The sequence below is a fragment of the Anaerolineales bacterium genome, from assembly GCA_030583885.1.
Classification (GTDB): Bacteria; Chloroflexota; Anaerolineae; order Anaerolineales; family Villigracilaceae; genus Villigracilis.
The window spans coordinates 1,808,424-1,820,500 of the sequence record CP129480.1 but is presented as its reverse complement, the minus strand read 5'-3'; the positions used below and the strand labels follow the sequence as shown (position 1 = coordinate 1,820,500).

Sequence of the window (12,077 nt, the reverse complement as noted above, 5' to 3'; positions counted from 1 at the left end):
GGAATTATGAAAACGTACTTTCAACTCACCCTTATCACACTTCTATTCCTGACCTCCTGCCTGCTCCTGACATCCCAGGCAGAATCCACGCCGGCGCCGCTTCCGTCCGAGGTTCCCCTGGCCTCGTCGGCAGACCGCTCAAAATTCAAAGTTGGACTCGTCCCTGAATATCACCATATTTTGGACGAACTGCCCTACACAAGTTCATATTCCATTCACTTATTAATCGCAGACAACCTGTATGAAATCACCGGCAGCGAAACGGTGGTCTACTTCAACGCCGAAGATGTACCGTTGAATGAAGTGAACTTTCGTTTGTTCCCCAACCTCCTCGGCGGAAAGATGAAAGCGGGGAACCTGTCTGTGGATGGAGAAGGCGTTACAGCGGCATACTCGCTCCATGACAGCCTGATGACCATTCCATTAAAGACCTCACTCCAACCCGGGCAGAGCATCACCCTCCGTATGGATTTTGAGATCAGTATCCCGCAAAGTGTGAGTCTGAATTATGGCGTACAAGCCTATTACGACAATGTCCTGGCACTGGCACATGCCTACCCCATGATCGCCGTCTATGATGACGAAGGCTGGAATGCGGAAATCCCGCCCCAATCTGGCGACGTGACCTACGCAGATATATCGTTTTTCACTGTCACTGTGGATGCGCCGAAGAATCTCGTAGTAGCCGGCACGGGAGTGGAGGTCAGCCGCCAGAATACCGGAAACAGACAAACCGTCCGTTATGAGGCGGGACCGGTGCGGGACTTCTATCTGGCGGCAAGTCCGGATTATCAGGTCTTCGTCAGAGAATCGAACGGCGTCACGATAAGATTTTATACGCGCGGAAATTTACAGGCAGGCGCAGAATTCGCATTAGATGTGGCGGTGCGAGCCGTTGAGATCTTCGAGAAGCGCTATGCACCCTATCCCTACACGGAGCTGGATTTTGTCTCCACGCCCACGCTTGCGCTGGGAATCGAGTATCCCGGGATAATTGCCATGACAGAATCGCTCATGGAGCCCGGGAATGCTTATCTCGAGGCCACCGTCGTACATGAAGTGGCCCACCAATGGTTTTACAACCTGGTCGGCAACGATCAACTGGACGATCCCTGGCTGGATGAGTCGCTTGCCCAATTTGCCACCCTGCAATATTACGTGGACGAGTATGGAGAGGCGGGGAAGGAGGCTTACCTGGAAGATATTGAAGGCCGCTGGGCGTATATTGTAAACGAACGCATTCCCGTGGGCCTGCCGGTGCGCGCCTACTCCTACGCGGAATATAGCGGCATTGTGTACGGCCGCGGCGCCTTGTTCTTCATTGCCCTGCGCGAGGAGATGGGGACCAGGAATTTCGATGACTTTTTAAGGGCCTATGTAAAAAACAACGCCTGGAACATCGGCACAACCGAGGTTTTGAAGGCCGAAGCAGAGGCGCAATGTGCCTGCGACCTGACCGTTTTATTTGATGAATGGGTATACCCATAAATCATTCAATGGGAGTATAATCGCTCCCGCGCCAGCCAGAGGCTGGCATTTTCGTGGATGGAGATATTTAACGCATGATCCGTAACCTGACCAACCGTATTATTCTCATTGTGGTTGTACTGGCTTTCTCGCTATGGGCGGACTTTAATAACGAGATTACCATCGTTAACCCTGTGACCGATGAGCCTCTCTTTACCCGCAACATTGTGCCGCGCCTCGGCCTGGACCTGCAAGGGGGGCTGCAAGTGCTTCTGGAAGCTGACATACCTGAAAATCAGACGCCTACAGCAGAGTCCATGGACATTGCCCGTGACATCGTCCAGCAGCGTACCGATGCGCTTGGCGTGAACGAAAACGTCATCCAGGTTGCCGGTGACCGACGCATTGTAGGCGAGTTTCCCGGGCTGGAAGATACTGAATCCGTGCTGGCAACCATCCAGCAGACGGGCTTGCTGGAATTTGTGGACACGGGTGACTATAGCCCGGAAGAGGGAAGCATTCTCGTCACGGATTACAGTCCCACCGGCGGACCGGTGGAACCTCCCGACAGCGGTGAAATCGTCTATCACACCATTATGACCGGTTCAGACCTTAGCTCTGTTGCCGTCTCGCAGAACGCACTCGGCAGCGGATATGCGATCAACTTTGTGCTAAAATCCGGCGGGTCGAGGGTGTTTGCAGAGCACACTTCCGTAAATGCGGGAAAATTCCTGACCATCCTTTTAGATAAACGGGTGATCTCCTCGCCCATCATTAACGAACCGATCACCGGAGGCGAAGGTTCGATCAGCGGGAATTTCAGCTACGAATCCGCAAACGCCTTTGCCATCCAGCTCCGCTACGGCTCCCTGCCCGTTGCATTGAAAATCGTCGAAACCCGCATCATCGGCCCCACACTCGGTGCAGACTCGCTAAATAAAAGTCTGATAGCGGGTTTGATCGGTATGACCATTGTTGCAATGTTCATGATCGTCTACTACCGCATGCCCGGCATTGTGGCTGTGCTCTCCATTTTGATCTATGCGGCGGTTGTTTTTGCCATATTCAAATGGTTCCACTTCACGCTGACCCTGCCCGGCATCGCCGGATTCATGCTCAGCACCGGCACCGCACTGGATTCAAACATCCTGATCTTTGAGCGCATGAAGGAGGAACTCCGCAACGGGAAGAGCCTGACACTGTCGATGGACCTGGGATGGACACGCGCATGGCCATCCATCCGCGATTCCAACCTTGCAGCGATCCTTACGTCGGCCATCCTGTTCTGGTTCGGCTCTTCGTTCGGCGCGACCATCGTAAAAGGCTTTTCATTGACCCTCGCGCTGGGTGTGATCATTTCGCTTTTTACAGCGATCTACGTCACCCGCACCCTGCTGGCCGTTTTCCTGAAAACCTTCAAGCCGAAAAATTTTGAACGCTGGTTCGGCATTTAAGGATATTGTTATGAACATTCTCGGTAAACGCTATTACTTTTTCGCTCTTTCCCTGCTGCTGATCCTGCCAGGGTTAATCCTGCTTGCAACCACCGGACTTCCGCTGTCCATAGATTTTACCGGTGGAAGCCTGTTCGAAGTCCAGCTTGAAAATGGGAAATCCCTTGATACCGCCGCCATCCACTCCATCTATGAAGACGCCGGCATTGATGATGCGCAGGTCACCACCACGGAAATAGGTTCGCTCATCATTCGCTCCTCCTTCCTGACAAACGAAGTCCGCGACGAAGTTCTGACAGCCATGGAGACAGTTTCGGGGTCCGATATATCTGTCATTCGCTTCGACAGTGTTGGGCCGAGCATCGGCAGGCAGGTCACACAACGTGCCGCAATTGCCATTGCAGTCGCATCCATTCTGGTTGTGTTGTTCATCATCTGGTCCTTCCGCAGGGTGGAAAACGCCTTCCGTTACGGCGTGTGCGCCATCCTGGCAATGATCCATGACATTGCCCTGATTTTCAGCATCACAGGCATTGGTAGTTACTTTTTCGGATGGCAGGTCGACTCGCTCTTCCTGACCGCCCTGCTGACCGTGATCGGCTTTTCCATGCAGGATACCATCGTGGTGTTCGACCGCATCCGCGAAAACTCCAATATCCTGCGCAGATTGGAATACGAGAAACTCGTCAACCACTCCATCGTACAGACGCTGCAACGCTCGATCAACACGCAGTTGATGACCGTGGAATTCCTCCTGCTCGCGCTGGCTTTGTTCGGTGGCGTGACTCTACAGGAATTTGCCATCATCCTGCTCGTCGGCTTGTTGAGCGGAACATACTCCTCCATTTTCGTTGCGGCTCCCATCCTCGTGCTGTGGGAAAAACGCGAATGGCAAACCTGGTTCAGGCGCGGAGCAAACGCCTGATGAATAATAAAAGGACACAGCCGGGCTGTGTCCTTTTATTATTGAACTGTGAGATGCGGTTATGAAAAGGGCTTTGGTTCTATCGATACTTGCGTTCTGCAATGCCTGCATGCGAATCGAGTCCGAGACAATGCCTGGCAACGAGACGGCTGATTCAAATGCCCCCAAAATGGAATTTCGAGGCCCGGAAGTCGGGGACACTTTACACATCCAATACAGCGGCAAAATTGACCTAAGCCTGCCCGTTGAGGTGTACAACCTCGACCTGATTGACACGGATCCTTCGGCCATCCGCCAACTCCATGACCGGGGGATATTCGTAATGTGCTACTTCAGTGCAGGTTCCTTCGAAAAATGGAGGATGGACGCCGCCGAATATCCCCAGGAAATACTTGGCAAGGAACTGGAAGGCTGGCCCGGTGAAAGATGGCTGGACATCCGTCAAACCGAAACCCTCCTGCCCATCATCGAAGCCAGACTGGATACAGCCGTCCAAAAAGGCTGTGACGGCGTTGACCCGGACAACGTGAATGGATACGAAAATGACACGGGGTTTCCACTGGGTTACGAGGATCAAATTACATTCAACACCCTGCTGGCAGAAACCGCGCACGAGCGCGGTTTGTCCATTGGTTTGAAAAACGACCTTGGACAAATCCCTGAACTGCTGCCGCACTTCGATTGGATCATCAACGAGGAATGCTTCTTTTACGATGAGTGCAATGTTTTGTCGTTGTTTATCGAAGCGGGCAAACCTGTTTTTGTCATCGAATACGAACTTGCGCCATCATCATTCTGTCAGCAGGCAATGGAACTGAAGTTTTTTACCGTCCAGAAGAACTGGGAATTAGACTCCTTTCAAGCCCCCTGTCCGCAACATGAGTGAACCACTTTCCATATTCCTGCGCGCTTTCATCATCGGCATTTCCATCGCCGCACCCGTCGGTCCCATTGGCGTGTTGTGCATCCGCCGTACGCTTGCGGATGGAAAACTGGCAGGTTTTCTATCCGGCATGGGCGCGGCAAGCGCGGACATAGTTTATGGCGCCATTGCGGCATTTGGTCTGGCTGCCGGTACCAGCCTGCTTGTGAATAACTTCATCTGGATGCGATTGATCGGCGGTGTTTTCCTTCTTTATCTCGGTCTCAAAACCTTCCGTGAAGAACCGACCGAACATACCGCGCAAACCAAACGGGTGAGCCTGTTGAGCATGTATTTGTCCACTTTTTTCCTGACCATCACCAACCCAATGACCATCCTTGCCTTTGCCGCCATCTTTGCGGGGACGATGCTCGGAGAAAAGATGGGCTCTCCGCTTGTGATCGTCGCCGGGGTGTTTGTTGGCTCCGCAGTCTGGTGGTTGACGCTCAGCCTCGGCGTCGGTACAATGCGCGAACGCCTGACCAAAACGCACATGGTTTGGATCAACCGCATCTCGGGAATTATCATTTTTGTGTTTGGGGTGTTTGCGCTGGCGGGATAATTGGAACCGAGGCATTTCCATTAATGGCGGTCCGGCATCGCCTTTCGGCTTTGGGCGTCATCAGGATAGTATGCTGGTGCGGCACTCCAAAACCGGGTTCCATGACGATCCACGATCTGCACTCTGCCGCTGGCTTCCAATTCCGCCAGGGCATCCCGCAACTGCTCACGTGACCAACGACACAGCGTCCGCTCGAGTTCGTCCTGCCGCATGGGATGACGCGTAATGATACTGATGACGGCTTCGGTCACATTTTCATATCCTGCCAGATCGAAACTTCCCTCTGCTGGATGTACCACCTCAGCCACATTGCCCAGAATGGAAATTGCGCGCATCAATCCTTCCTTGTCCGGCGGCTGGACCCAGGTTTCGGCGGGCGGGCGCGTTGGCAGATTGATATGTACCGCCTCCGGGCGAATTTTTTCCAAAATACCTGCGATCTTTTCAAGCTCATGAGCAGAGTCATTCATTCCAAGCACCAGCATCACTTCCACCCATAATCTTCCCCGGTAAACGGATCGAAATTCGATCAACCCGTTGACAGACCGCTCAAACGTGCAGCCGGGATGCGGGCGATTTAATTTTCGATACGTATCTGCCGTGCCGGCATCCAACGTCGGCAAAACAGCATCTGCGATCAGCAATTCTGTGCGGATTTCCGGACAATACAAAAGAGAGCCGTTCGTTATGACCGCCACGGGCAATTCCGTTATTGCTTTGACGTCATGCAGAAGTCGCCCCATGCTTGAATGCAATAAAGGCTCACCGGAACCAACAAACGTAACCCAATCGATCCTGCCGGGCGCGGTGGAATCCAAGACATCCCTGACTTCGGCAAGGATCTCCTCTGGCGGGAAATAGTCTCTGCGATCGTTGACCAACGGCTTGGTCCGCCCCAATTGACAATAGACACAATTCCAATTACACGTCTTTAGTGGAATCGTATCAATCCCCAATGATTGCCCCAGCCTTCGCGATGGTACCGGACCAAATACGTACTTCACAATCAATCCCCCACTTTATGCCATTGCGACATTCGCTTCTCTGCTAATGAAGTTTTTCAATATGGTCAACGATTTTTCCGCTCGCATAGGACAGGACAGCATCGTCAATATTGACAATATCCGTGATCACCGGGCGGATGTTGCGCGTTTTCATGTTTTCATACGCGCCCATTCCCATCCCGCGGCAAATCACCGCCTCGCAGTCAACAATCGTCTCTGCCATGCGCCCATGACGATGTTTGGCGGCCGGTCCATAGCCGTGAGGTTGCTTTGCATCATTATGATCCTCATGCGCTTCATCATGCAATTGTGCATGTCCAATCTTTCCGCGCAATTCATGATCAATGATTCTGCCATCCTGAACCGTAACCACCGAGTAATGGGTCGCGCGTCCAAAGTGCTGGCTGATGGTTGTTCCATCATCTGTAACTACCGCAATTTTCATCTTTATTGCTCCTTTTCATGACGATTAGCAAAATTCATCAACGGTTTGACCGAAATAATCCATGCAAAAAAACGCTTACGTACACTACTATTTTAGTGCGTTTCTTCACAAAATACAATTGTTCTGTCATTCGTCACCTGAATAGCAGGCTTTTCAACTATGGGTCCCCATTAAAAGGCAAAACACAGGAGCAGGTCATTGACATTTGTCCCGCTTGGGCCGGTCCTGATAAGATCTTCCAGCTTTTCAAAATACGAATGCGCATCATTCCTGGACAGATAATCTGCCGCGTCCAACCCGAGCGCTTCAGCCCTTTGAGCAGTTCCTCCCGTCACCACCGCACCTGCCGCATCGGTGGGACCATCCTCTCCATCGGTCGCAATCGAAATGAGCATGACATCCTGCAAGCCGGCCAATCCATCCACCGCGGATAGTGCAAGTTCCTGATTCCTGCCTCCTTTTCCATCTCCCCGCATAGACACTGTCGTCTCCCCGCCCGCCAGCAGGCAAAAGGGACGTTCCATTTGCCCAAGCTCATCTCTCAGCTGAAATGCAATCTCCTGTCCAACTTTGTGTGCTTCGCCTTGTAATTCCTTATTTATAATTTTTGATTGAATTCCTTCCCTCATTGATTGGCTACACGCAGATTCTAGGGCGGTTACATTGCTGCCAATCACAATATTCTGAATCCCTTGAAATAGCGGATCCCCCGATTTTGCTGTTTCCTGCAGGGCGGGGATGACCGAAACGGGAATATCATCTTGTATTCCATATTTTTCGATGATGGACAGGGCATCCTCACGCGTGGACGGGTCTGGAGCGGTGGGACCAGAGGCAATCGCCTCCAATGAATCACCGACCACGTCCGAAAGGAGCAGGCTGATAATTTGCGCGCCATTGGCATGTTGGACCAGCCCTCCACCTTTCAACACATCAAGATGGCGGCGCAGAGTGTTGGTCTCGTCAATGCGCGCACCGCATGCCAGCAAAATGGAGGTAAGCCTCTGCAAATCAGCCAGCGGGATCAGCGGCGCGGTCATCAACGCCGAGCCGCCGCCGGAGATCAGGCAAACCAGCAGATCATCTTTTTTTAATTGAGTGAGGAACTTGATCGCAGACTCTCCGGCGCGCAGGCTGGAGTCGCCGGGGATGGGATGATTGCCTTCGATAACAGTAACCGGCACAAAGGTCAGGGGGGAAGCGTGCTTTGTGATGACGAGCGAATCCGTCAGAAGAAAATCGTCCGCAAGTGCCTGGGTCATCGCGCAGGCAGCTTTTCCCAATCCTAAGGCAAATATCCTTCGCGCGGAGGGCAGGGATTTTCCCTCCAGATGTTTTTTAACCGCTGCGCCCGGCTCCACCGCATTGAACGCTGAGGCCAGCACGCGCATGATGGAATCACCGTGTGGATGTGTGGAAAATGTCGATGTGGAAAATCGCGCGGCATCAAATTTGCGCATCATCTTTACGACGGCGATGGTGTTCGCTTTTATATCGGTACATGGCGTCATCCGCAAGGCTGATGACCTTTTCAAGGCTGATACCCGGCCGGCTGGTGGCAGCACCACATGCAAGGCTTAATTCAGGTTCGCGATAATATTTGTTATTGAGTTCAACCAGTACGTGTAGATGCTTGATGAATTCAGCCGCATCCCCTTCATCGTCGTCCGGGAGAATGACCGCAAACTCATCCCCTCCAATGCGCGCAACCACCTGCCCGGCATCAAAGGCGGCGTTGAACACTTCGGCAGCGCGGCGGATCAAATTGTCACCCGCCTGATGCCCGTGCAGATCATTTACCTGTTTGAGGTAATTGAGATCAAGAATGATCATGCTGACCGGATCCTTGCGGTCAGCCTCCAGTTTCAAGAGTGTCTCTTCAAAATAGGCCCGGTTGTACAGTCCTGTCAACGCATCATGCGTGCCAAGATAGCGGAGATACTCCTCCGCCTTTTTCCGCGTGGTAATATCCTGAATGGCGACCATCACCCAGCCGAAATCGTGCTCGTGACCAAGCATGACGCGAAAGTCAAGCTGGATGCTGATCGGTTCGCCATTCAGGGAATAATTGATCCCTTCACGCGCATAGGACAGTTTGCCATTCCACAGGTCCGCCAGTTCCTTGGCAAAGTGGTTCCCCATTTCGTCTCGAAAAACCTGGTGCAAATTACCAAAAAGATGTTCCTTGGACGATGCACCAAACAATTCGAGTGTTTTCTGGTTAACATTCAAGACTTGAATTAAACCAGCGCAATGAAGCGCAGCTTCAGGGTGGTCATTCAAATAGGACTCGAAATCAACAATCCCTTGAGCGCGCAATGAGTCAAAATATGCCTTGATGGCACTGTAGTCCTCCTCCCACAGGGATATTGGCGAGGCTTCGAACAGGTTTTGAAAACGCCGCTCGGCTTTTTTACGCGCCGTGATATCCTCCAGCGTAACCAGAACATGCTCCCAGCTATTTTCATATTGCGGGAGAATACGCCAATGCAAAAGGATATCGAGCGCTTCGCCGTCCAACGCATAGTTGACCCCCTCACCCGACCAGCTGACATCCCCCCTCCAGAGTGCGAGCAGTTCCTCCCGAAAGTGATGACGCATCCCAGCACGGAAAACCTGATCGAGGTTTGCAAGCAGGGCGGCTTTCGAATCCGCTTTCAACATGGAGACGGTCTTCTGGTTGACATTCAGTACTTTAATGTTCCCCATACACTCGTCCACAAAGTGTGGATGTTCGTCGAGGTAGGCATCCAGGGATTCGACCCCCCGCCGCCTCAAATCGTCAAACAGGCTTTTGATGGAGCTGAAATCCTGCTCCCATAGTGAAATTGGCGCGTATTCGAACAAGGTATTTAGGTACTCCTCACTGGCAGAATCAAACATGGTTTGTCCTTTAAGCAGTTTGAGGTGGGACAGATGGGTTTGATTATACCCGCCGCACGGTTTGTACGAAGAAAAAACTCCCTCGCAAGAGGGAGTTAGCTGGGGGCAAAGGATTTGAACCTCTACTGGCTGATCCAGAGTCAGCTGTCCTGCCATTAGACGAGCCCCCAATGTTTATTCCAGCGGGCGCTATTTTATCATGGCAGCCCGCCATGGGCAAGTCTATTTTCGTACGGCGCGGCGGGCGCTTTCCTCCAGATCCATAAGGATCAGCGAGGCGTGTTCCACGAACTTCAGGCCGAAGAAATATACCAGCCCGGGTACGATCTGAAGCAGGTAGGGAGAAAAGTAGCCGAGAATATCAAAGATGGACATTCCCTTTTGGTAGAACACGCCAGTGGCAAATTGGATCATGAACTGCAGGAAGGAGTTCAGTGTGGTTAAAAGGTAGACTCCCAGAACGACCCAGGCGAGGATCCCAGCCCAGCGGGCGAACTTAAGCACGGCATCCTTGTCAAAAAATGTAGCGTAGAAATTTCCTTTTTTTTCTTCCATGGTTTACTCCGTTCGAATGTATTATAAAACAGTTTCACTTTGTTATAATGAGCAGTATATTTAAACGACTCCTGCGGCGGGTAAAATGTTCCCGAAACGCTGACCGGTATCCATTAAGAAAGAAGCGGTTTTTCATCCTCAAAAAATCCGATTGAAGGTTGTTCATCCATGAGTCCCGAAGAAGAAATTAAACCAACTGATTTCATCCGCGAAGCCGTTGCGGAAGACTTGAAAAACGGACGTTTCAACTATGTCCGCACACGCCTGCCCCCCGAACCGAATGGGTATTTACACATCGGGCACGTCAAGGCGTTCATGATCGATTATCTCGTTGCGAAGGAAAACAACGGCGAGTTGATCCTGCGCTTCGACGACACCAACCCGACCAAGGAAGAGACCGAGTTCGTGGAAGCCATTATGGACGATGCGCGCTGGCTCGGCATCCAGTGGGTCAAGGTGACATACGCATCCGATTACTTCGATTTGCTGTATGATTGGGCAAAGAAGCTAGTGCTGGATAGAAAAGCGTATGTGGACGATCAGACTCCTGAAGAAGTGAGTGCCAATCGCGGCACGCTGACCGAACCTGGAAAAAATTCCCCTTTCCGCGACCGCAACGCGGAAGAGAACATGGACCTGCTCGAACGCATGAGGAACGGCGAATTCCCCGACGGGTCGCGGGTGCTGCGCGCAAAAATCGACATGGCGCATCCCAACATCAACATGCGCGACCCCGTGATGTACCGTATCATCCATGAGCCACCGCACCACCGCACGAGCAGCAAATGGAAAATCTATCCGCTGTACGACTGGTCGCATGGACAGAACGACTCGATGGAAGGCATCACCCATTCGTTGTGTTCGCTCGAATACGAAAATCATCGTCCGTTATATGAATGGTTTTTGGAACAGCTGGAAGTTTTCAAACCGCGCCAGATCGAGTTCGCGCGCCTGAACATGACCTACACCGTGATGAGCAAGCGCAAGCTCAGGCGCTTGGTCGAGGAGGATCATGTCAACGGCTGGGATGATCCACGCATGCCCACATTGCGCGCAATGCGCCGTCGCGGTTATACGGCAGAAGCCATCCTGGATTTTATCCGCCGAGTGGGCGTTGCGAAGAATTACAGCATCAGCGATGTTTCGCTGCTCGAAGCATGCGTACGCGATGACCTGAACAAGACGGCCCTGCGCCGTATGGCGGTCATCCGCCCGTTGAAAGTGGTGATCGACAACTATCCCGACGATCTTGTCGAAGAGATGGATGCGGTCAACAACCCCGAAGACCCGTCGGCCGGCACGCGCAAAGTCCCGTTCTCGAAGGTCATTTACATCGAGCAGGACGATTTTCGTGAGAACCCGCCGCCGAAGTATTACCGCCTCTTCCCCGGCAATGAAGTCCGCCTGCGCTATGCGTATTTCATCAAATGCACGGATGTGGTCAAGGATAAAAACGGCAACGTCATCGAAGTCCACGCTACATATGACCCGTCCACCAAAGGCGGTGATGCGTCCGATGGACGCAAGGTCAAATCCACGATTCATTGGGTATCTGCGAAACACGCCAAAGAAGTGGAAGTCCGCATGTACGACCGTCTCTTCACGAAGGAAGACCCCGAAGAGGGAGATGAAGGATACCTTGCCTGTTTGAATCCAAACTCCCTGGAGATTCTCAACGGCTACGTGGAACCGCATCTTGCCTCGCCCGAAGTTGGTTCGCGCCTCCAGTTCGAGCGGCTCGGCTACTTCTGTGTGGACAAAGACTCCACACCCGAAAAGCCTGTGTTCAACCTGACGGTCAACTTGAAGGATACCTGGGCAAAATTGGAGAAGAAGACAAAGTAAATCCCTGGAGCAAAA

Annotated in this window: 11 protein-coding genes and 1 tRNA gene; 6 read left to right on the top strand and 6 right to left on the bottom strand. The window is 52.3% G+C overall.

The window, feature by feature from the left end; all coding sequences use genetic code 11:
- Nucleotides 1-6: 6 nt before the first annotated feature.
- From QY332_09140 to QY332_09120, 5 genes are all read left to right on the top strand, one after another.
- Nucleotides 7-1,488, top strand: a complete 1,482-nt coding sequence (locus QY332_09140; GenBank protein ID WKZ38094.1) for a M1 family metallopeptidase — start codon at nucleotides 7-9, stop codon at nucleotides 1,486-1,488.
- A gap of 74 nt (nucleotides 1,489-1,562) precedes the next feature.
- The gene (secD, locus tag QY332_09135; GenBank protein ID WKZ38093.1) at nucleotides 1,563-2,921 is read left to right on the top strand and encodes a protein translocase subunit SecD; all 1,359 of its coding nucleotides are present in this window, start codon (nucleotides 1,563-1,565) and stop codon (nucleotides 2,919-2,921) included.
- 10 nt (nucleotides 2,922-2,931) lie between these two features.
- A complete protein-coding gene (gene secF, locus QY332_09130) occupies nucleotides 2,932-3,846 on the top strand; it encodes a protein translocase subunit SecF (protein ID WKZ38092.1) in 915 nt (304 codons plus the stop codon).
- Between the two features lie 61 nt (nucleotides 3,847-3,907).
- A complete protein-coding gene (locus QY332_09125) occupies nucleotides 3,908-4,732 on the top strand; it encodes an endo alpha-1,4 polygalactosaminidase (GenBank protein WKZ38091.1) in 825 nt (274 codons plus the stop codon).
- A complete protein-coding gene (locus QY332_09120) occupies nucleotides 4,725-5,330 on the top strand; it encodes a LysE family transporter (GenBank protein ID WKZ38090.1) in 606 nt (201 codons plus the stop codon). Before QY332_09125 ends, QY332_09120 begins: the two co-directional genes overlap by 8 nt.
- Nucleotides 5,331-5,350: 20 nt before the next feature.
- Here the strand turns inward: QY332_09120 and QY332_09115 are convergent, their stop codons facing one another.
- From QY332_09115 to QY332_09090, 6 genes are all read right to left on the bottom strand, one after another.
- Complete coding sequence (locus tag QY332_09115; GenBank protein ID WKZ38089.1) at nucleotides 5,351-6,334, bottom strand: radical SAM protein; 984 nt, start codon at nucleotides 6,332-6,334, stop codon at nucleotides 5,351-5,353.
- Between the two features lie 43 nt (nucleotides 6,335-6,377).
- On the bottom strand, nucleotides 6,378-6,779 hold the full coding sequence (locus QY332_09110) for a NifB/NifX family molybdenum-iron cluster-binding protein (protein WKZ38088.1): 402 nt from the start codon (nucleotides 6,777-6,779) through the stop codon (nucleotides 6,378-6,380).
- A gap of 170 nt (nucleotides 6,780-6,949) precedes the next feature.
- Nucleotides 6,950-8,242 (bottom strand): DUF4147 domain-containing protein, encoded by a 1,293-nt coding sequence (locus QY332_09105; GenBank protein WKZ38087.1) that lies wholly within the window; start codon nucleotides 8,240-8,242, stop codon nucleotides 6,950-6,952.
- The gene (locus QY332_09100) at nucleotides 8,226-9,662 is read right to left on the bottom strand and encodes a sensor domain-containing diguanylate cyclase (GenBank protein WKZ38086.1); all 1,437 of its coding nucleotides are present in this window, start codon (nucleotides 9,660-9,662) and stop codon (nucleotides 8,226-8,228) included. Before QY332_09100 ends, QY332_09105 begins: the two co-directional genes overlap by 17 nt.
- Nucleotides 9,663-9,761: 99 nt before the next feature.
- Nucleotides 9,762-9,832, bottom strand: a tRNA-Gln gene (locus QY332_09095).
- A gap of 52 nt (nucleotides 9,833-9,884) precedes the next feature.
- Nucleotides 9,885-10,217 (bottom strand): hypothetical protein, encoded by a 333-nt coding sequence (locus tag QY332_09090; GenBank protein ID WKZ38085.1) that lies wholly within the window; start codon nucleotides 10,215-10,217, stop codon nucleotides 9,885-9,887.
- 168 nt (nucleotides 10,218-10,385) lie between these two features.
- Between QY332_09090 and QY332_09085 the strand changes: the two genes are divergently transcribed.
- A complete protein-coding gene (locus QY332_09085) occupies nucleotides 10,386-12,062 on the top strand; it encodes a glutamine--tRNA ligase/YqeY domain fusion protein (GenBank protein WKZ38084.1) in 1,677 nt (558 codons plus the stop codon).
- Nucleotides 12,063-12,077: the final 15 nt, after the last annotated feature.

Excerpts from the sequence above, each read along its gene's own strand:
- QY332_09140 (WKZ38094.1), top strand. The coding sequence starts at position 7 with ATGAAAACGTACTTTCAACTCACCCTTATCACACTTCTATTCCTGACC.
- secD (WKZ38093.1), top strand. The coding sequence starts at position 1,563 with ATGATCCGTAACCTGACCAACCGTATTATTCTCATTGTGGTTGTACTG.
- secF (WKZ38092.1), top strand. The coding sequence starts at position 2,932 with ATGAACATTCTCGGTAAACGCTATTACTTTTTCGCTCTTTCCCTGCTG.
- QY332_09125 (WKZ38091.1), top strand. The coding sequence starts at position 3,908 with ATGAAAAGGGCTTTGGTTCTATCGATACTTGCGTTCTGCAATGCCTGC.
- QY332_09120 (WKZ38090.1), top strand. The coding sequence starts at position 4,725 with ATGAGTGAACCACTTTCCATATTCCTGCGCGCTTTCATCATCGGCATT.
- QY332_09110 (WKZ38088.1), bottom strand. The coding sequence starts at position 6,779 with ATGAAAATTGCGGTAGTTACAGATGATGGAACAACCATCAGCCAGCAC.
- QY332_09105 (WKZ38087.1), bottom strand. The coding sequence starts at position 8,242 with ATGATGCGCAAATTTGATGCCGCGCGATTTTCCACATCGACATTTTCC.
- QY332_09100 (WKZ38086.1), bottom strand. The coding sequence starts at position 9,662 with ATGTTTGATTCTGCCAGTGAGGAGTACCTAAATACCTTGTTCGAATAC.
- QY332_09090 (WKZ38085.1), bottom strand. The coding sequence starts at position 10,217 with ATGGAAGAAAAAAAAGGAAATTTCTACGCTACATTTTTTGACAAGGAT.
- QY332_09085 (WKZ38084.1), top strand. The coding sequence starts at position 10,386 with ATGAGTCCCGAAGAAGAAATTAAACCAACTGATTTCATCCGCGAAGCC.